General features: G+C 70.4%; 17 protein-coding genes. 10 read left to right on the top strand and 7 right to left on the bottom strand.

What is annotated here, in order from left to right:
* Window positions 1–26 precede the first annotated feature (26 nt).
* Window positions 27–704: an MBL fold metallo-hydrolase gene (locus tag QSK39_RS23605; RefSeq protein WP_284750127.1), complete on the bottom strand. Its 678-nt coding sequence runs from the start codon at window positions 702–704 to the stop codon at window positions 27–29.
* A gap of 109 nt (window positions 705–813) precedes the next feature.
* Here QSK39_RS23605 and QSK39_RS23600 point away from each other — a divergent pair, with 109 nt between their 5' ends.
* Entirely contained in the window at window positions 814–2,019 is a 1,206-nt protein-coding gene (locus QSK39_RS23600) for an acyltransferase family protein (RefSeq protein WP_285479995.1), read from the top strand.
* A gap of 76 nt (window positions 2,020–2,095) precedes the next feature.
* Window positions 2,096–4,957, top strand: coding sequence for an excinuclease ABC subunit UvrA (gene uvrA, locus QSK39_RS23595; RefSeq protein ID WP_285479994.1), 2,862 nt, complete (start codon window positions 2,096–2,098; stop codon window positions 4,955–4,957).
* Between the two features lie 4 nt (window positions 4,958–4,961).
* Here the strand turns inward: uvrA and QSK39_RS23590 are convergent, their stop codons facing one another.
* Window positions 4,962–5,504 (bottom strand): fibronectin type III domain-containing protein, encoded by a 543-nt coding sequence (locus QSK39_RS23590; RefSeq protein ID WP_285479993.1) that lies wholly within the window; start codon window positions 5,502–5,504, stop codon window positions 4,962–4,964.
* Between the two features lie 221 nt (window positions 5,505–5,725).
* Between QSK39_RS23590 and QSK39_RS23585 the strand changes: the two genes are divergently transcribed.
* From QSK39_RS23585 to QSK39_RS23570, 4 genes are all read left to right on the top strand, one after another.
* Entirely contained in the window at window positions 5,726–6,244 is a 519-nt protein-coding gene (locus QSK39_RS23585) for a hypothetical protein (RefSeq protein ID WP_284750123.1), read from the top strand.
* 144 nt (window positions 6,245–6,388) lie between these two features.
* The gene (locus tag QSK39_RS23580; RefSeq protein WP_026469270.1) at window positions 6,389–6,940 is read left to right on the top strand and encodes a sigma-70 family RNA polymerase sigma factor; all 552 of its coding nucleotides are present in this window, start codon (window positions 6,389–6,391) and stop codon (window positions 6,938–6,940) included.
* On the top strand, window positions 6,937–7,656 hold the full coding sequence (locus QSK39_RS23575) for an anti-sigma factor family protein (protein ID WP_285479992.1): 720 nt from the start codon (window positions 6,937–6,939) through the stop codon (window positions 7,654–7,656). Before QSK39_RS23580 ends, QSK39_RS23575 begins: the two co-directional genes overlap by 4 nt.
* 4 nt (window positions 7,657–7,660) lie before the next feature.
* On the top strand, window positions 7,661–8,104 hold the full coding sequence (locus QSK39_RS23570; protein WP_285479991.1) for an SRPBCC family protein: 444 nt from the start codon (window positions 7,661–7,663) through the stop codon (window positions 8,102–8,104).
* A gap of 8 nt (window positions 8,105–8,112) precedes the next feature.
* Here QSK39_RS23570 and QSK39_RS23565 read toward each other — a convergent pair whose 3' ends face one another.
* Window positions 8,113–9,513: an MFS transporter gene (locus tag QSK39_RS23565; RefSeq protein ID WP_285479990.1), complete on the bottom strand. Its 1,401-nt coding sequence runs from the start codon at window positions 9,511–9,513 to the stop codon at window positions 8,113–8,115.
* 105 nt (window positions 9,514–9,618) lie between these two features.
* Here QSK39_RS23565 and QSK39_RS23560 point away from each other — a divergent pair, with 105 nt between their 5' ends.
* On the top strand, window positions 9,619–10,020 hold the full coding sequence (locus QSK39_RS23560) for a winged helix-turn-helix transcriptional regulator (protein WP_285479989.1): 402 nt from the start codon (window positions 9,619–9,621) through the stop codon (window positions 10,018–10,020).
* A 98-nt stretch (window positions 10,021–10,118) separates the two neighbouring features.
* Here QSK39_RS23560 and QSK39_RS23555 read toward each other — a convergent pair whose 3' ends face one another.
* Window positions 10,119–11,480, bottom strand: a complete 1,362-nt coding sequence (locus tag QSK39_RS23555) for a cation:dicarboxylate symporter family transporter (protein ID WP_285479988.1) — start codon at window positions 11,478–11,480, stop codon at window positions 10,119–10,121.
* Window positions 11,481–11,637: 157 nt separating this feature from the next.
* Between QSK39_RS23555 and QSK39_RS23550 the strand changes: the two genes are divergently transcribed.
* Window positions 11,638–13,212 (top strand): sensor histidine kinase, encoded by a 1,575-nt coding sequence (locus QSK39_RS23550; RefSeq protein WP_285479987.1) that lies wholly within the window; start codon window positions 11,638–11,640, stop codon window positions 13,210–13,212.
* The gene (locus QSK39_RS23545; RefSeq protein WP_285479986.1) at window positions 13,209–13,877 is read left to right on the top strand and encodes a response regulator; all 669 of its coding nucleotides are present in this window, start codon (window positions 13,209–13,211) and stop codon (window positions 13,875–13,877) included. The genes QSK39_RS23550 and QSK39_RS23545 overlap by 4 nt, the downstream gene beginning before the upstream one ends.
* A 4-nt stretch (window positions 13,878–13,881) precedes the next feature.
* Here QSK39_RS23545 and QSK39_RS23540 read toward each other — a convergent pair whose 3' ends face one another.
* The gene (locus tag QSK39_RS23540) at window positions 13,882–14,541 is read right to left on the bottom strand and encodes a hypothetical protein (protein WP_285479985.1); all 660 of its coding nucleotides are present in this window, start codon (window positions 14,539–14,541) and stop codon (window positions 13,882–13,884) included.
* 63 nt (window positions 14,542–14,604) lie between these two features.
* Here QSK39_RS23540 and QSK39_RS23535 point away from each other — a divergent pair, with 63 nt between their 5' ends.
* The gene (locus QSK39_RS23535) at window positions 14,605–16,359 is read left to right on the top strand and encodes a M64 family metallopeptidase (RefSeq protein ID WP_285479984.1); all 1,755 of its coding nucleotides are present in this window, start codon (window positions 14,605–14,607) and stop codon (window positions 16,357–16,359) included.
* Between the two features lie 30 nt (window positions 16,360–16,389).
* On the opposite strand, the gene QSK39_RS23530 is transcribed toward QSK39_RS23535, so the two are convergent.
* Together QSK39_RS23530 and QSK39_RS23525 are read right to left on the bottom strand one after the other, a co-directional pair.
* On the bottom strand, window positions 16,390–17,958 hold the full coding sequence (locus QSK39_RS23530; RefSeq protein ID WP_285479983.1) for a hypothetical protein: 1,569 nt from the start codon (window positions 17,956–17,958) through the stop codon (window positions 16,390–16,392).
* 197 nt (window positions 17,959–18,155) lie between these two features.
* A complete protein-coding gene (locus QSK39_RS23525; RefSeq protein ID WP_285479982.1) occupies window positions 18,156–19,523 on the bottom strand; it encodes a beta-N-acetylhexosaminidase in 1,368 nt (455 codons plus the stop codon).
* Window position 19,524 lies beyond the last annotated feature (1 nt).

Raw genomic sequence — 19,524 nt, 5'->3', positions numbered from 1 at the left:
AGACCGCTCCGCTCGCGCTTCTTTGATCACCAGCCGCGCTCGCGCCACTCCTTCAGCTTCGGGCGCTCCGCTCCCAGCGTCGAATCATCCCCGTGCCCCGGGTAGAACCACGTCTCGTCCGGCAGCTCGTCGAAGACGCGCGACTCCAGGTCGTCCATCAGGCTGGCGAAGTCCTCGGGGTTCGTCGTGCGCCCGGGGCCGCCCGGGAACAGCGAGTCCCCCGTGAACAAGTGCGGGTGTCCCGAAGGATCGCGGTACAGCAAGGCGATCGATCCCGGCGTGTGCCCGCGCAGGTGGATCACCGACAGCGTGACCTCGCCCACGGACACCGTGTCGCCGTGCTCCACCAGGAAGTCCGGGGGTACCGGTAACGGCGAAGCGTCCAGCGGGTGAGCCGCCGTGTTCGATCCGTTCGCGCCCGCCACCGCGCCCAGTGCCTGCCAGTGGTCTCCGTGCTGGTGAGTGGTCACCACCGTGCGAAGAGCGGGCCGGTCCGGGCCGTGGCCGATCAGGTCCGAGATGCGCTCCGGGTCGGCCGCCGCGTCGATCAGCAGGGCCTCCTGGGACGCCCGGCACACCAGCAGGTACGCGTTGTTGTCCATCGGGCCGACGGACAGCTTGGTGATGGTCAGCGCGTCCAGGGTGCGCCGGGTGGCGTCGCCGCCCGGGTCGACGTGCCCGGTGTAGGTCTCCACGATGTTCACCCCGCACACGGTAGTCGTTTCGCGCCAACCGGTTCCACCCGCACAAGCGCGCGCCCGCGACTCCACGTACGCTCACGGCAAGCCCCCGCCAGCCGACCTCAGGACGACCGTGCCCACCTCCCCGACGCCGCGCCGGATCAGCTGGGACCTCCTCCGCGTCGTCGCCGTCCTCGCGGTCATCCTCGGGCACGTCACCCACCAGGGCGCGCTCCTGCACCCGGAACTGACGGGGTACCCCTTCCGGGTGACAGCCCAGTTCGGTGCCGCGATCCTGCTGGTGATCTCCGCCTTCTTCGTTTGCGCGAGCCTCCGCAAGGGCAACCCGCGCCGGTGGCTGTGGAACCGCGTCGCGCGCCTCGTGCCGGCCTACCTCGTCGCCGTCCTGGTGACCTACGTCGTGACGCGGTGGGCCGCCATCTCCTTCAGCGGCCTGCCGTACCCGCCGGGTGTCCTCGGGTTCTTCTTCGGCGTGCCGCAGGGGCCGCCGTCGAACCCGTCGCCGTGGTACATCCCGACCGGGCTCGACCTGGTCGCCAACCTCGGCATGGTGCAGGAGTGGGGTATCCGCTCGGAGACGTTCTACTACCTCGACGGCTCCTACTGGACGCTGCCGGTGCAGCTGCTGGCCTTCACCGGCGCGGCTCTGCTGTGGCCACGCTCGTGGCGCACCCACCGGCTGACCGTCGCCCTGCTGTGGGCGCTGATCCTCGTCCCGCTCGCGCTCCGCTTCCTCGTCTTTGCGCCGGGCACGGCGAGCCCGGTCGTCGAGACCTTCTACTACGGCCTCGGCCTGCACCGGCTGCACGTCTTCGCCATCGGCGTCGCGCTGTGGCTCTGGTCGCAGCGCCGGATCCGGACGTGGCACGCCGCGCTGTTCGTCGTCGCCGCGGTCGCCGCGCAGGACCTGCAGGTCTTCCCGTTCCACGTCGCCCTGCCGCAGGACGCCCTGCGCTGGCCGTCCACGATCGGGTTCGCCGTGCTGCTGCTCCTGGTGTGCCTGGCCGCCCGCGGCCCGGACTGGCGGTTCCCCGGGCTGGCGAGGATCGCCCCGGCCGTCACCTGGCTCGCGGGCATCTCGTATGGTCTTTATCTGGTGCACCAGGAACTGGGTTACGTCCTGGCCCGCGCCCTGCTCGACGCCGGCCTGCCCGGCTGGCTGCGGCTCCCGCTGGTCGTCGGTGCCGCCGTGCTGGCGGGCTGGGCGGTCACCGCGGGGGTCGAACGGCCGGTCCACCGGTGGCTCACCACCCGCCGGAAGCCGGAAGAACCGCAGGTCAAGGCCGCGGATCCAGTTTCTGTCGGTGGTGGCTCGTAGCATGGAGAGGCCGCCCGTGCAGCCTCCTCTCCGGGTCGGCGACCGCAGCTGAGAATGACACTGAAGGGACCCTGGCGTGGCTGATCGCCTCGTTGTTCGCGGCGCCCGCGAGCACAACCTCCGCGGCGTGGATCTCGACCTGCCCCGCGACAGCCTGATCGTTTTCACCGGTCTGTCCGGGTCCGGGAAGTCGAGCCTCGCCTTCGACACCATCTTCGCCGAAGGGCAGCGGCGCTACGTCGAGTCGCTCTCGGCGTACGCCCGCCAGTTCCTGGGGCAGATGGACAAGCCGGACGTCGACTTCATCGAGGGCCTCTCGCCCGCGGTGTCGATCGACCAGAAGTCCACCTCGCGCAACCCGCGCTCGACCGTCGGCACGATCACCGAGGTCTACGACTACCTGCGCCTGCTCTACGCGCGGGCCGGCAAAGCGCACTGCCCCAAGTGCGGCGAGCCGATCAGCAAGCAGACCCCGCAGCAGATCGTCGACCAGGTGCTCGAGATGGACGAGGGCATCCGCTTCCAGGTGCTCGCGCCGGTCGTGCGCGGGCGCAAGGGCGAGTACGTCGACCTGTTCGAGAACCTGCAGCAGCAGGGTTACGCCCGCGTGGTCGTCGACGGCACGGTCCACGCGCTCACCGACCCGCCGAAGCTGAAGAAGCAGGAAAAGCACCAGATCGGCGTGGTGATCGACCGGCTGAGCGTGAAGTCGTCTTCGCGCCAGCGGCTGACCGACTCGGTCGAGACGGCGCTGCGGCTGGCCGACGGCCTGATCGAGCTCGAGTTCGTCGACCTGCCGGAGAACGACCCGCACCGGGTCCGCGGCTTCTCCGAGAACCTGGCCTGCCCCAACGGCCACCCGCTGGCCATCGAGGACCTCGAGCCCCGCTCGTTCTCCTTCAACTCGCCCTACGGCGCCTGCCCCGAGTGCACCGGCATCGGCATCCGCAAGGAGGTCGACCCGGAGCTGGTGGTCCCGGACGATGAGCTGTCCCTCGGCGAGGGCGCGATCGCGCCGTGGTCGGGCGGGCAGAGCGCGGACTACTTCATCCGGCTGCTCGAGTCGCTGTCGGAGACCATCGGCTTCCGGATGGACACGCCGTGGCGCCGGCTGCCCGCGCGCGCCCAGAAGGCCGTCCTGCACGGCGTCGACGAGCAGGTGCACGTCCGCTACAAGAACCGCTACGGCCGCCAGCGGTCGTACTACGCGGCCTTCGAGGGCGTCATCCCGTTCCTCGAGCGGCGCCAGGAGCAGACCGAGTCCGAGTACATGCGCGAACGGTACGAGGGCTACATGCGCGAGGTGCCGTGCCCGGCCTGCCAGGGCACCCGGCTCAAGCCGGAGATCCTCGCCGTCACCCTCGCCCACAAGTCCCGCGGCGACATGTCGATCGCCGAGGTCTGCGCGCTCTCCATCGCGGAGGCGTCGCAGTTCCTCGACGAGCTGGAGCTGGGGCAGCGCGAGTCGATGATCGCCGGCGCGGTGCTCAAGGAGATCCAGGCCCGCCTGCGCTTCCTGCTCGACGTCGGCCTGACCTACCTCTCGCTCGACCGCGCGTCGGCCACTCTTTCGGGTGGTGAAGCGCAGCGGATCCGGCTCGCGACGCAGATCGGGTCCGGCCTGGTCGGCGTGCTGTACGTGCTCGACGAGCCGTCGATCGGCCTGCACCAGCGCGACAACCACCGCCTGATCGAGACGCTGACCCGGCTGCGGAACCTGGGCAACACGCTGATCGTCGTCGAGCACGACGAAGACACGATCCGGTCGAGCGACTGGGTGGTCGACATCGGCCCGGGCGCGGGCGAGCACGGCGGCCACATCGTCCACAGTGGACCGTACAAGAAGCTGTTGAAGAGCAAGGACTCCCTGACCGGGCAGTACCTGTCCGGGCGGCGCAAGATCGAGGTCCCGGCGATTCGGCGGCCGATCGACAAGAAGCGGCAGCTGACCGTCGTGGGCGCGCGCGAGCACAACCTGCGCGGGCTCGACGTCTCGTTCCCGCTCGGCGCCCTGGTCTCGGTCACCGGCGTTTCGGGTTCGGGCAAGTCGACGCTGGTGAACGACATCCTGGCGACGGTGCTGGCGAACAAGCTCAACGGCGCCCGCCAGGTGCCGGGCCGCCACACCCGCGTGAACGGCCTGGGCAACGTCGACAAGCTGGTGCGCGTCGACCAGTCGCCGATCGGGCGGACCCCGCGGTCCAATCCGGCCACCTACACGGGTGTCTGGGACCACGTGCGCAAGCTGTTCGCCGCGACGACCGAGGCGAAGGTCCGCGGCTACCAGCAGGGCCGGTTCTCGTTCAACGTCAAGGGCGGCCGCTGCGAGGCGTGCGCCGGCGACGGCACGATCAAGATCGAGATGAACTTCCTGCCGGACGTCTACGTCCCCTGCGAGGTCTGCAAGGGCGCGCGGTACAACCGGGAAACCCTCGAGGTGCACTACAAGGGCAAGACCGTCTCGGACGTGCTCGACATGCCCATCGAGGAGGCCGCGGAGTTCTTCGAGCCGATCAAGGCCATCCACCGCCACCTGCAGACGCTGGTGGACGTCGGCCTCGGCTACGTCCGGCTCGGCCAGCCCGCGCCTACGCTCTCGGGCGGCGAGGCGCAGCGCGTCAAGCTGGCCAGCGAGCTGCAGAAGCGTTCCACAGGCAAGACGGTGTACATCCTCGACGAGCCGACGACCGGCCTGCACTTCGAGGACATCAACAAGCTGATCGGCGTGATCAACGGGCTGGTCGACAAGGGCAACTCGGTGATCGTGATCGAGCACAACCTCGACGTGATCAAGACGTCCGACTGGATCATCGACATGGGCCCGGAGGGCGGCAGCGGCGGCGGCACGATCGTCGCCGAGGGCACGCCGGAGCACATCGCGAGCGTCGAGGAGAGCTACACGGGCGAGTACCTTCGCCACGTCCTCACGCCCGAGTGAGGGCTCACCGCTCCTCCCCGGTGGTCTGGTGGACCACCGGGGAGAGCGGGCCGTAGTGCAGTGTCCGCAGCCGGTAGGCCGAGCCCTCCTCGCCCGGGAGCACGGACAGCACGCACGTCGTGGTGTCCGGGTCGGTCACTTCGACCGGGTCGTAGTCCGGCGCGCCCGGCCGCCGGATCTCCAGCAGGAAGCCGGCTTCGTCGCTCGTGCGGTCGGTCCAGGTGAACGTCACCGTGTCGCCGGCGGGCACCTCGTGCAGGTCGGCCGAGACCGGGCCGGTGAACGGCTGCTCCCGGTAGTAGAACGGCGTCCGGGGAATCAGGTCCGGGTGGTGGTAGCTCGTCGTGTGGGCGGGCAGGAACCGCAGCGTCGTCCACGGCCCCGCGGGGTCGTTCGCGTACTCGACGCGGTGGCCGGCGCCGTCGTCAGGCCACGTCAACACCACGTCGGTCGGTGACGTCAGCGAAGCGGTGAAGGACGGCGGCGGCGCGGTGGTGGAACAGCCCGCGGCCAGCAGCGCCACGACGACGAGGGGTTTCACGGACACAGCGGCTCCCGGGGTGAAGCGGGGGCGGCGGCGAACGTGATCAGCTTAGGAAGCCGCCCGCACGGCGACAAGGTCGTGCCGATCACCGGAACGCACCAATCCGGCCCCGGACCGGCACCGAATCGCGCGAAACCCCGCTGAACCGTTTCCCGCAACCGTCCGTGTCTCAGGTGTCGAGGTCCGCCGGACGGCGGTGCCGCCCTCACCGAGGAGAGAACGTCATGAACCGTATCCGGACGGCCAGTCTGTGCGCCGCCGCGATCGCCGTCGTCGCACCCCTGTCGGCCTGCGGCGACATGGCCTCCGCGGGGGCCGGGAACCCGGACCACGGCCAGCCCGGGCACGTGATGCTCGCCGCGACGCAGGTCGCGGGGGTCGGGACGGTCGTCACCGACGCCGCGGGCAAGACGCTCTACCGGTTCGACAAGGACATGGCGACGCCGCCGATGACCCACTGCGACGGCGAATGCGCCACCACCTGGCCGCCGGCGCTGGCCGGGGAGGGCTCGCCGATGCTCGAGGGCATCCAGGACAGCCAGGTCGGCACGGTCGCGCGGCCGGACGGCAGCAAGCAGCTCACGCTCAACGGCTGGGCGCTGTACGAGTTCTCCGGCGACAAGGCCCCCGGGCAGATGAACGGCCAGGGCGCCAACGGCACCTGGTTCGCCGTCGCACCGGACGGCTCCAAGATCACCGCGGGCGCCCAGGGGCAGCCCGCGGCCGGTGGCTCCGGCTACTGAAACCGACGGTTTCCGGGCAGAACGAGGAAGGACGGGCAGCCGATGAACACCATGGTCGCGCTGCGCTCGACGCACGCACCGCCGGTGGAGCTGAGGGTTGCACTACTGTCCTCGACGACTCAGAACACCGTCGGGAGGACGAGGGTGGCCATAGGAGGCAGGCGGCCTAAGAAGGCCAAAGGCGAGGACCTGATTCGGCAGCTCTACGCCGAACACGGGCGGAGCCTGCTGGCCTACGCGACGAGGCTGACCGGTGATCGGGCGGCAGCCGAGGACGTGGTCCAGGAGACGCTGGTAAGAGCGTGGAAACACGCGGACGACCTGCAGAACGACGGGAAGGGCTCGGTGCGCGGCTGGTTGCTGACCGTCGCGCGCAACCTGGTCACCGACCGGGCACGTGCCCGGGCGGCCCGGCCACAGGAGGTGGCCGAACCGGCCGAAGGCGTGCCGACGCCGGCCGTCGAGCGCGATCACGCCCAGGGCGTGGTCGACTCGATGACGGTGCTCGGCGCGATGGACGGCCTTTCTAACGAGCACCGAGAGGTCCTGGTGGAGATCTACTACCGGGGACGGACGGTGGCCGAAGCGGCGAGAACACTGGGCGTCGCACCGGGTACCGTGAAATCAAGGTCGTACTACGCACTGAGAGCACTGAGAGCAGCGATGATTTCGAGCGGAACGGAGGTGGCGCGATGAACTCGGTCGACGAGAGTCACACGCAGCTCGGCGCGTACGCCCTCGGCGCGCTCGATCCCGGGGAGGCGGCCGACTTCGAGCGGCGGCACCTGCAGACCTGCGCGCAGTGCCGGTTCGACCTGAACGAGCTCGTGGCGTTGCGCGAGTCGCTCGACGAGGTGCCGCCCGAGGCGTTCCTCGACGGGCCGCCCGAAGGCGGGGACCTGCTGCTGCAGAAGACCCTGCGGCGGGTGCGCGACGAAGAAGAGGCGGCACCGGTCCGCTCCGGCGGTTCGTCACGGCGGGGCCTGGCCCTGGTCGCGGCGGCGGTGCTGGTCGTGGCCGCGCTCGGCGGCGGGATCCTGGTCGGCCGGCAGACGAGTTCCTCCGGTTCGGACATCGCGATTCCCGCACAGCCGACGGAAGTCCCGGGCACGAAGAGCGTCGAAGGGCGTGATCCGACGACCGGCGTGCAGCTGGCCGCGTCGGTGGCTCCCTTCCAGGGCTGGGTCCGGGTCAACGTCGCCGTGAAGGGCGTCAAGGCCGGGGAGCAGTGCCTGCTGCAGGTCGTCACGAAGGACGGCCAGGCGGTCACCGCCGGCAGCTGGAAAGTGTCGGAGAAGTGGGAGAGCCAGGGCTTCTCGCTCGACGGGTCCGCGCTGGTCGCGCCCGACGACGTGAAGTCGGTCGACATCGTCACGGTGGACGGCCGGAAGCTGGTCTCGGCCCAGGTGTGAGGCCGTGACGGGCGCGCGCTACCGATTCAGCAGCACGTGGCTGCTGCCCGGTACCGCGCCCGAGCGGGTGTTCGGCGCGGTCACCGACCTCGCCGGCTACCCGCGGTGGTGGTCGGACGTCCGCACGGTGCGCCGGGTGGACGACGACACCGCCGAGCTGACCTGCCGGTCCCGGCTCCCGTTCCGCTTGGTGGTCCGGATGCACCGGGACCACCAGGACGAGCGAGCGGGCCTGCTGCGGGTCCGGTTGAGCGGCGACCTGGACGGGGTGCTGGCCGGAGCGGTCCGCGCGGCGGGCGCGGACACGCTCTTGGAGATCACCCAGGACGTCCAGGCTCGCAAGGAGCTGCTGCGGCGGCTCGACGCGGTGGCCCGGCCGCTGTTCCGCGCGAACCACGCGCTGATGATGCGGCGGGGCCACCGCGGCCTTGCGGCCTACCTGGCCTGAACTCCGGGCTACCCCGCCACGCAGACCTCGGGCTCGGGAGCGACGGTCCGGCGCGCCAGCACCGCGGCTCCCAGCGCCACCGCCGCGATCAGGAAGCCCGCGCTGACCCCGTACGCCAGCCGGAACCCCGATGCCAAGGCCTCCCGGTGGTCGAGCGAACTCAGGCTCGCCGTGCGGGACGCGGCCACCGAAGCCAGCACCGCCGTACCCAGGGCCGCACCGACCTGCTGGGTCGTGTTGATCAGGCCGGACGCCACGCCCGCATCCTCGGCGGCGACGTCCGACATCGCTAGTCCCATCAGCGCCGGGATCGCCGCGCCCGCGCCGAGGCCCATCAGCAGCAGCGGGGGCAGGACGCCGGTGAAGTAACCGCCGGACACCTGCGTCAGCAGCAGCAAGCCCGCGATCACCAGGCCCAAGCCGGACAGCAGCACCGTCCGCGGCCCGAACCGCGACGCGAGCTTCTCCGCGAAACCCAGGGACGCCACCGCGATCACCAGCGGCACCGGAAGGAACGCGACGCCGGTCCGCAGCGCGTCGAGGCCCAGCACCTGCTGCAGGTACAACGCCGTGACGAACTGGAAGCCCAGCATCCCGGCGACCATCAGCACCATCACCACGTTCGCGCCGGTGACCGCGCGGATCCGGAACAGCCGCAGCGGCAGCAACGGCGTGCGCGCCTTCGCCTGCCGCAGCACGAACGCGGCCAGCAGCACCGCGGCCGCGACCAGCGCACCCCAGGCGGACGACGAAATCCCGTACACGCCGAGCATCACCGCGGCGGTGACCAGCACCGCGCCGAGGACGTCCAGGCCGGCCCGCAGGCCCGGGCCGCGGTCGGCCTCGACCACGCGGACCGCCAGCACCAGCGCGACCACGCCGATCGGCAGGTTGACGTAGAACGTCCAGTGCCAGCTCAGCGCCTGCGTCAGCGCGCCGCCCGCGATGAGCCCGATCGACGCGCCCGCGGCCTGCGTGAAGCTGTAGACGCCGATCGCGCGAGCCCGGGCCCGCGGCTCGGGGTACATCGTGACGATCATGCCGAGCACCACCGCCGACGCGAGCGCGCCGCCGACACCCTGCGCGAACCGCGAGACGACGAGGACACCCGCGTCCGAAGCCAGCCCCGCGACGAGAGACGCGAGCGTGAACAGGCCGAGCCCGCCGAGGAAGACGCGGCGGCGGCCGAGCAGGTCGCCGAGCCGGCCGGAGATCAGCAGCAGGCCGCCGAAGGCGACCAGGTACGCCGTGACGACCCAGGCGAGGCCGGCGGGCGTGAAGCCGAGGTCGGCCTGGATCGCGGGCAGCGCCACCGCGACGATGCTGCTGTCGAGCACGACCATCAGCGACGCGGCGCACAGCACCGCCAGTGCGAGGCCGCGGGAGCGAGTGGGATGGTTCTCGGCCATGTGAGGCCCCTCCGGATGAGCGTTCCCCCTGGTCGGTGCCAGGGCACTTCTTGTAACAGTGCCCATCATGTGTGACCATGGGTGCGCTCGTAAGGAGGCACTTTCATGTCCCAGGGGAACATCGGTGTACCTGTCCAGGTCACCGAGATCGACCCGGAGAAACTCGATGTCTGCACGGTGCTGGAGGTCATCAACCGGATCAGCGGCAAGTGGGCGATCGGCATCCTCCTGGAGGCCATCCGCGGCCCGGTGCGCTTCACCGAGCTGGAACGCGCGGTCAACGGGATCAGCCGCCGGATGCTGACGTTGACGCTGCGCAACCTCGAGCGCGACGGCCTGCTGGAGCGCACGATCTACCCGACGGTCCCGCCGCGCGTGGAGTACGAAGCCACGCCGATGGCGAAGGAGCTGTACCAGTCGCTGAGCGGCCTGCTCGGCTGGGCGGAGCGGCACCGCGAGGACATCGCCGCGGCGCGCGTCGTCTACGACGGGCACGCCGCCTGCTGAAGACGTGGAAACGGGCCGCTGCGCGAAGTCGGGGAACTCGCACAGCGGCCCGTCGTGGCTCGTGCTCAGCGGGGGCGTGAGCACGAACGTTTCGGGGGTTACTTGGCCGGTTCCGGGCCGTCCATGTCGTCGGTGCCCGCCGCGTGGCTGTGATCGTCGAGCATCGTGGCTTCGTCGAAGGGTTCCTGCCCGGCGAAGACGCGGTGCGCCTTCTCGCGGTCGAACTCCTTCGTCCAGTTTCCGATGAGGACGGTCGCGACGGCGTTGCCCGCGAAGTTCGTCAGCGCGCGGGCTTCCGACATGAACCGGTCGATGCCGAGGATGAAGCCGACGCCGTTGACCAGTTCCGGCCGGTGCGACTGCAGGCCGCTCGCCAGGGTCGCGATGCCCGAGCCGCTGACGCCCGCCGCACCCTTGGACGCGATGATCATGAACGCCAGCAGGCCGATCTGCGATCCGATGGACAGCGGTTCGTCCTGCGCGGCGGCGATGAACAACGTCGCCATGGTCAGGTAGATCGCCGTGCCGTCGAGGTTGAACGAGTAGCCGGTCGGGACGGTGATGCCGACGACGGACTTGCTGACGCCGACGTGCTCCATCTTCGCGATCAGCCGCGGCAGCGCCGACTCCGACGACGACGTCGACAGGATCAGCAGGAACTCGCGGCCGAGGTAGCGCAGCAGGTTCCAGATGAAGACGCGGGCCCCGAGCCACAGCACGATCCCGAGGACCACGAACACGAACACCAGGCAGGTCGCGTAGAACCCGATCATGATCACCGCGAGGCTCTTCAGCGCGGCCCAGCCGGTCGCGCCGACCACCGCGGCGATGGCGCCGAACGCGCCGATCGGGGCGGCCCACATGATCATGGCGAGGACCCGGAACACCAGGCGCTGGATGTGCTCGATGCCGCGCAGGATCGGCGCGCCCTTCGAGCCCAGCTTCTGCAGGGCGAACCCGACGAGCAGCGCGACCAGCAGGGTCTGCAGCACCTCGCCTTCGGTGAAGGCGGAGACGAGCGTCTTCGGGATGATGCCGAGCAGGAAGTCGACCGGGCCTTCGGCGCCACCGGCGGACTTCTGGACGCTCTTCACGTCGGCCGGGTTGAGGTGCAGGCCGGTGCCGGGGTGCAGGATGTTGCCGACGACCAGGCCGATCGCCAGGGCGAAGGTCGACATGATGATGAAGTAGAACAACGCCATCAGACCGACTTTGCCGACCTTGGCCGCCTTCGCGACCGAGCCGACGCCGATGACGATGGTGCAGAAGATGATCGGCGTGATCATCATCTTGATCAGGTTGACGAAGCCGTCGCCGAGGGGCTTGAGGCCCTTGGCGAAGCCCGGGAAGAGGAAGCCCACCAGGATCCCGAGCGCGACCGCGACGATCACGGCCAGGTACAGGTAGTGGGTCTTGTCCCGCTTGCGCGGGGTCTCCTCGGTCGTCGGTGGGGTCGGCACCGTTGCCTCCAGCTCAGGGGTGTTCCAGGTTGCGGCACACTGTAGGCGCACTCGGGTGACCCGGCTCACTTGTGTTCATTGAGTTCGCGCGATGATCGCCCTGTCCTGTTCGGACACCGGAGCGCGCGTGTGCTGGTATGAGGAGGTGCCCCCGACGATGCGGTCCCGCTGGAGCCTGGCCCGCCAGCTGCTCGTGCTGCAGCTGGCGGTGCTCTGCGTGCTCGCCGGCGCCGGGATCACGTTCGCCTACCTCGACGCGTCCCGTGCGGTGGACGAGAACGCGCGCGACCAGGTCCGGGCCATCGCCACGGCGGTGGCCGACGCGCCGACCGTCGCCGCCGCGGCGGCGACCGCGAACCCCAGCGCGACGCTGCAGCCGTTCGCGATCCGCGTGCAGGCCGACACCGGCGTCGACTTCATCACGATCATGAGCCCGGCCGGGATCCGCTACACGCACCCGAACCCGAAGCTGATCGGGCAGCACTACATCGGGACCATCGCGCAGGCGCAGCAGGGGCAGGACTACACCGAGACCTACACCGGTTCGCTCGGACCGTCGGTGCGCACGGTCGTGCCGGTGTTCGGCCCGGACCACCGGGTGGTCGCGCTGGTCGCCGTCGGGATCATCGTCTCGGCGATCTCGGCGGAGCTGCGCGAACGGCTCTGGCCGTTGTTCGGTGTCGCCGGCGGCGTGCTGCTGGTCGGGGCGCTGGGCGGCTGGCTGATCAGCGCCCGGCTGCGGCGCCAGACCCGCGGGGTCGCGCCGGACGAGCTGAGCAACCTCTTCGAGTACCACGAAGCCGTGCTGCACTCGGTCCGCGAGGGCGTGCTGCTCGTCGGCCGCGACGGGCGCATCGGCCTGTGCAACGACGGCGCGCGGGCCCTCCTCGGCCTCGACGCCGACCCGGTCGGGCGCGAGCTGGCGTCGCTGGGCCTGCCCGCCGAGCTGGCGGAAGCGTTCACCTCGGCGGAGAACCGCGCCGAGGAACTGCACCTGACCGACGCCCGCGTGCTCCTGGTCAGCACGACCGCGGTCCGCATGGGCGGCCGCTCGCAGGGCACCGTCGTCGTCCTGCGCGACCACACGGAACTGCAGGCGCTCACCGGCGAACTGACCACCGCCCGCGGTCTCGCGGAGGCGCTGCGGTCGCAAGCGCACGAGGCGGCGAACCGGCTCCACACCGTCGTTTCGCTGGTGGAGATCGGCCAGCCGGAGCAGGCCGTCGAGTTCGCGACGGCCGAGCTCGCGCTCGCCCAGGAGCTGACCGACCGCGTCGTCGGCGCCGTCGCCGAGCCGGTGCTCGCCGCGCTGCTGCTGGGCAAGGCCGCCGAAGCGAGCGAGCGCGGGGTCGAACTGACGATCACGCCGGACACGGTGATCGACGACGTCTCGCTCGGCGTCGCGGCCCGCGACCTGGTGACCATCCTCGGCAACCTGATCGACAACGGCATCGACGCGGCCGTGCGCGGGCCCGGCAAACCGGCCGTGGTCGTCACGGCCCACGCCGGCCCGGGGGAGCTGCTGCTGCGCGTCGCCGACACCGGCCCCGGCGTCCCCGAGGACGCCGACGTCTTCCGCCGCGGCTGGTCGACGAAAGCCGAGGACGGCCACGGGCTCGGCCTGGCGCTGGTCGGCCAGGCGGTCCGCCGCTACGGCGGCACGGTCGACGTCGGGCACGACGGCGGCGCGGTGTTCACCGTGCGGCTGCCACGGCAGGAGGCGGCTTCGTGATCCGGGTCCTGGTGGTGGAGGACGAGCCGGTGGCCGCCGAGGCGCACCGCGTGTACGTCGAGCGGCTGTCCGGGTTTTCGGTGGCCGGCGTCGTGCATTCCGGCGGCGACGCGCTGCGGTTCTGCGAGCGCGAGCCGGTCGACCTGGTGCTGCTGGACTTCTACCTGCCCGACACCCATGGGCTGGCGGTGTGCCGCTCCTTGCGCGCGGCCGGCCTGCCGATCGACGTCATCGCGGTGACGTCGGCGCGCGACCTCGGCCTGGTGAAGGCCGCGGTGTCGGTGGGGGTGGTGCAGTACCTGCTGAAGCCGTTCACGTTCGCCACCCTGCGCGAAAAGCTGGAGCGCTACCGGGAGTTCCGCGACGCGTCGGGCGAGGTGACCGGCCAGGCCGAGATCGACCGCGCTCTCGGCGCGCTGCGCACGACGGAACAGCCCCCGCTGCCGAAGGGGATGAGCGTCCAGACCCTGGAAGCGATCACGGACGCGTTGTCCGGAGCCGCCGAAGGCCTGTCGGCAGGAGCGGCGGCGAGCGCGATCGGGGCGTCCCGCGTGACGGCGCGGCGGTACCTGGAGTACTTGGCGGACAACGGAATAGCACACCGCGAGCCGCACTACGGCCAGGTCGGCCGGCCCGAGGTCTGGTACCGGCTCACTCGCGTATAACGACTTACAGCCGGTCGGTCAGGAGCTGCGCCAATGTGGTGTAGACCTTGTCCGCGAAGGGGCGGATGTAGAGCTCGGCCAGTCGGGTCTGGCCGTGGGACTTCTTCACCACCAGCACCAGGACGTCGCCCGAGTTGCTGTCGTCCATCGAGCAGGTGCGGGTGGTGCCGGCCACTCCGCCGATCGGTTTCGCCGGGCCCTTGCAGTCCTTGGTCCAGTCGGTGACCAGGGAGGAGACCTGCCCGGTGCCCGGGACGACGGTGACGAACAGGTCGAGCAGCTGCCGGCCGCCCGTCCGGCTGGCGTAGTTGCAGTGGTAGGTCGTGGCGTCGTACTGGGTGGTCTTCGCCTCTTCGACCGCGTAGGCGTCCAGGACGACGCCCATCGTGGCGCTCGACTCGGTCACGCCCAGGAACGGGCAGGCCGAGGTCACCTTGGCCGGTGAGTGCGGCGGCGGTGGCTGCGGTGTCGTCGGCGGCTGCGAGCCCGGACCCGGGCCCAGTGCGGGCGCGTCCGACGACGGCCCGGTCGTCGGCGGCTTGGCCGAAGCCGAAGCCGAAGTCGCCGTGGTGGTCGTGGACTGCGCGACCGGGGCCGGCGTCGAGCACGCCGTCACCACCGCCAGCGCACCGATCGACAGCAGGATTCCCCCTCGATTCCCCATTTCGGCAGGATAGCCCGACTTCCGGCGGTTCCGGCCGCTTTTCGGGTGCGCTAGACCGGGACCATGTCGAAATGGGCCGGATTAGTCGCAGCGCTGCTGATCACCGCCGGGGTCGCCACACCCGCACAAGCCGAAGAGCCCGCCGCCACCGTCACCGACGTCCAAGTCACCGGACCGGTGGCCCAGCGGTTCAACCTCGTCGTCCTCGGGGACGGCTACACCGCCGCCGAACAGCCCAAGTTCTTCGCCGACGTCCAGCGGCACGTCAGCACCCTGTGGTCGCTCGAGCCGTTCAAGTCCTACCGCAGCTACTTCAACGTCTACGCCGTGTCGATCGCCTCGCCCGAGTCCGGTGTGGACTGTGACTCCTCGCTCGACGCGCCGCAGAAGGACACGCCGCTGAACATGGGGTTCTGGGGCGGCTGCAACGCGCAAAGCGTCCAGCGCCTCCTGACCGTCGACGACGACGCGGCCCAGCGGTACGCCGACCTCGTGCCCGGCACGACCCGCGCCAACCGGCAGATCCTCGCCCTCGCCAACAGCGGCACCTACGGCGGCGCGGGCGGCACCTACGCGACGGCGTCCGGCGGGAACGCGCTTTCCGCCCTGATCTCGCCGCACGAGCTGGGCCATTCGCTCGGCGGCCTCGACGACGAGTACGACTACTACGCCCGCAACGTCCCGGGCGGCGCGTACGAAGGCGGCGAGCCCGACTCGATCCACCACACCCTGCTGACCACGCGGCAGATGCGCGACCAGCACGCGAAGTGGTACCGCTGGCTCGGCGAGCCCAGTGAGTCCGGCGGCACGATCGGCCGTTTCGAAGGCGGGCTCTACACCCAGACCGGCGTCTGGCGGCCGAGCCGGCACTCGATGATGAAGACCCTCGGCTACGCCTTCGACCAGGTCGGCCGCGAACGGATGACGCAGCGGATCTCGGGGAAGGTCCCGCTGATCAGCGGCGACACGCCGGCCGGGACGATCGGCGCCGACCGCGTCGTGTGGGTGCGGCCGATGCGCCCGGTGAGCCACCGCCTCGACGTCGCGTGGACCCTCGACGGCGTCAAGCTGCGCGGTTCCGACGCGCTTGACCTCCGCCAGGCGCACGTGAAGCCGGGGAAGCACACGCTGATCGCGACGGTGACCGATCCGACGCCGTTCGTCCGCGACCCGGCCGTGCGGCCGACCGCGACCCGCACGTGGACCGTCGACACGGCGGTAACGACTCCGCCCGCCGGCGGCCCGGCGGTGGTGGCGTCAACGCCTACCGCGCTGCCTGTCGGCGGCCACGACGTCGTCTACGTCGAAACCGGGGAGCCGACCGGGTCGGTCCCGCAGGTCCGCTGGGCCCTCGACGGGAAACCGGCCGGCACCGGCTCCGACTTCGCGCTCGACGAGTCCCGCGGGACGCACCGGCTCACGGCGACCACCGGCGGCACCACGCTGACCTGGACGGTCGACGCGGCGGGCCCGACGACCACGGCGGAGCTGCCCACCGCGAAGGGCAACGTCTTCCACGGCTCGTTCACGATGAAGCTGACCCCGTCCGACGGCATGCCCGAGTTCCGCGTGGACGGCGACGGCTGGCACAAGTACTACGGCTGGCCGACGGACCCGAACGCGCCGTACCTGTTCACGCCGCGCGGCACGGAGATCGACGGCCTGGCGTACGGCAACCTCGGTTCGGGCGGGCTGACGGTGTCCCCGTTCGCGACGCGCACAGCGGGCTACGGCAGCCACCGCATCGAGTACCGCTCGATCGACGCGGCGGGCAACACCGGCCCGACGCGCTCGTTCGAGGTGACGCTGCTGCCGTGATCAGCGGGGACACCGGAGCCCGTTCTTACACTAGAAATGGAAGGTCAGTGTTCGGCGTACCACGTCGAGCGCCTCGTCGGCCCAGGACACGATGCCCAGGCTGGAATCGATGACCGCGGGCGGGGTGGTGACCAGGGTGTCGCGGCGGATCACGCGATCGAAGTCGACGGCCGGCGTACCCGGCCGGCAACTGCTGTCGGGGTTGCGGAACTCCACGCCCGCGAGGTGCATGACCTTGATGAATTCCTGAGCGAGGATTCCGTAGCCCACAGTGGTGGGATGGACGCCGTCGAGGGAGAAGAGACCGCCGCGGTCCCGCCTGGTGCCGTCGCTGCTGATGAACTGCGAGTCTGGCTGGGGCGTCAGGGCGTCGAGCTGGGGAGGCAGCGGATGAGGCGTCCACCACGACGGGCGGGCGAGGGGGTCGTCGATGTAGCGACGCTGGGCCAGCCGATCGAGGATTCCGGCGACGTCGAGGAGGTACCAGTTCCGCGGCTGGTCCTGGTCGCCGCGGGCTTCTCGTACGACGTCGGTGATGGCGTCGTTGTACTGGTCGACGGCACAGTCGACGGCACGGGCCTCGTCGGCCGTCAGGTGCGGGTCGCGGGTGGGGCTGAACTGTGCGTCGGTGATCCACGGCCGGGTGTAGTACTGGAAGTAGCGGGAGCCGAGGGCGACCTTGCCGCCGCCGACACCGCGCGCCAGCGGCACGATCGTCACGTGGGGCACGGTGCACCAGATGACGTGCCGGGCGTTGATCCGGCGGACCTGTTCGGCCACTTCCCGGAGTTCTGCGGCGAAGTGGCTCGGTCGCCAGACGGTGTAGGCCCCCTTGGCGGCAGGGTCCGCGTAGTCGTCTCCGCTCCAGGCGACCTTGAGCTGCACGACGCTCGGCAGGACGTTGTTGGCACCCAGGAAGACGATGAGAGTTTCGATGCCGGCCTCGGCGTCGCCGTTCTCGGCGCCGAGGGCTACGGCTGCGTCGAAGACCGTCATATTCGCATCGACTGCCATGGGATAGACGCGCAGGGCGGCGCGCTCGCTGGAGTTCTGCACTGCCTGCTTGAAGAAGTTGTCCTTGGGCACCTTGATCTTCGCTGCGCACTCGGCTCCGGTGACCGAGAGCGCGTCGCGGAGATCCCAGCCGTACATCGCCAAGTTGTGGTTGATCGCCGGGAACGGCGGCGTCACGGAACCCGGGCCCCGTTCCCAATAGGATTCGACGTCCCCCATGAACTGGCGAGCTCGGAAGAGGGCGAGGGGTGCTTCCCACCAATCGACGGAGCGGCCGCACGACTGCTCCAGTTCTCGCAGCAGGAGTTCGATGTTCAACGGTAAGCCGCCGAAGCCGTCGTAGGTCGGGTAGCGGAACGAGTCGAGCCACCCCAGCTCGTAGGCGATGATCGCCGGGTAAGAGATGTCGGTGTGGAAGACCGATCCGCTCTGGAAGCCATGCGTCAACGAGTCGCCGATGGTGACGAGCCGGTGGCGAGGTTCGCCGTGTCTGTCCGGCTTCACCTCGATGCCGAGCGTCGGGTCGACCTCCGGTTTACGCGATTCCTGAGTGATCACCACTTCTGCTGGGATTGGTTCGGCCATGACGAGCCGCCTTTCGGACAAGGAACGAGAGTGTTCCGGGTCCGATAGTCGGTGGGTCGATGTACGAGGTTACGGTCTTCGTTCCGAGTCACGCTTATGGCGTAATTTCGGAAGCGTGCACGTTGGTTTGAAACCGACGATATCCGAAATTGATCGAATGCGGGCGGAGAAGGATTTCTTTTGCTTGGACCGTGTGATCAGCGGGGCCGGCCGGGGACGCCCGGCCGGGTCTGCCACGGGTGCGGCCCGTCCAGCGGCCGGTACTCGACACCCAGCGCGTCCAGCCGGGGCAGGTGGTGGTCCCGCAGCCGCGGCAGGAACTCCGCGTAGTCGCGCTCGCCGCTGCTCCACGCCACCTCCGCGAACGCCGACAACCGGGGGAACGCCATGTAGTCCACCCGCCGCACGGTGTCCAGGTGCTCGCTCCACACCTGCGCCTGGACACCGCGCAGCCGTGGCCCGGTCAGCGCGGGCTCGTACGCGTAGACGTCCTCCAGCGTGTGGACCATGCCGACCGGGATCGGCTCGTCCGGGTGGTCGGCCTGCCGGTGGTCCAGGTACACGTGCTGCTCCGGGCACATCACGACGTCGTGGCCCGCCGAAGCCGCCTGCTGACCGGCGGTCTCGTTCTGCCACGAGCCGATCACCATCGGGGGCAGGCCGGGGATGTCGAGGACCTCGTCCCAGCCCATCGGCGTGCGGCCGCGGGACACCAGGTGCTCGGCCAGCTGCCGGACGAACCCGCGGTGCTCGTCGGTCGCGCCCGGCGTCTCGTCGCCGCCCAGCGCGATCACCTTCGACGGGAAGATCTCCAGCAGGTGGTCGAACACACGCCGGAAGAAGTCCAAAGTGGACTCCGAGGGATCGAGCAGCGAAGTGCTGATGCCCCAGGCGGTCCAGATCTCATACGACGACGAAGTCCCCAGCGACGGGTAGGCCGCCAGCGCCGCCCGGGCGTGGCCGGGGATGTCGATCTCCGGCACCACGGTGATCGCGCGCACCGACGCGTAGGCCACGATCTCCCGCAGGTCGTCGCCGGTGTAGAAGCCGCCGTGCGGCCGCCCGTCCTGCTCGCCCCCGCTGCCCACCATCGACGACGGCCGCCAGCCCCCGACCGAAGTCAGCCGCGGGAACGCGGGGACCTCGAAGCGCCAGCCCTGGTCGTCGGTCAGGTGCAGGTTGAGCACGTTCAGCTTGTGCGCGGCCAGCAGGTCGACGAACCGCAGCACCTCCGCCTTGGTCCGGAAGTGCCGGGCGACGTCGAGCAGGCAGCCGCGCCAGCCGAACCGCGGGTGGTCTTCCACCACACCGCACGGCAGCGCAAGCGCGTCGAGGGGAACCGCGCGGAACGCGGAAGGGCCCGCGAGCTGCCGCAACGTCTGCCGCCCGTAGAACTCGCCGGCGGCGTCACCGCAGTGCAGCACGACGCCGGACGGCGAGATCTCCAGCCGGTAGCCCTCGGCCGGCAGCGCCGCCGACCGGACGTCCACAGTGGACGGCCACGGGCACGAACCCGGCGCGGGCGTCACCGAGACCGGACGGGGGAGCAAGGTGGCAAAAGACATG

The organism is Amycolatopsis sp. NBRC 101858, assembly GCF_030269325.1.
In the GTDB taxonomy this organism is placed as follows: Bacteria; Actinomycetota; Actinomycetes; order Mycobacteriales; family Pseudonocardiaceae; genus Amycolatopsis; species Amycolatopsis ponsaeliensis.
The sequence above is the reverse complement of the archived record's forward strand: the minus strand, read 5'-3'. Positions and strand labels throughout refer to the sequence as shown.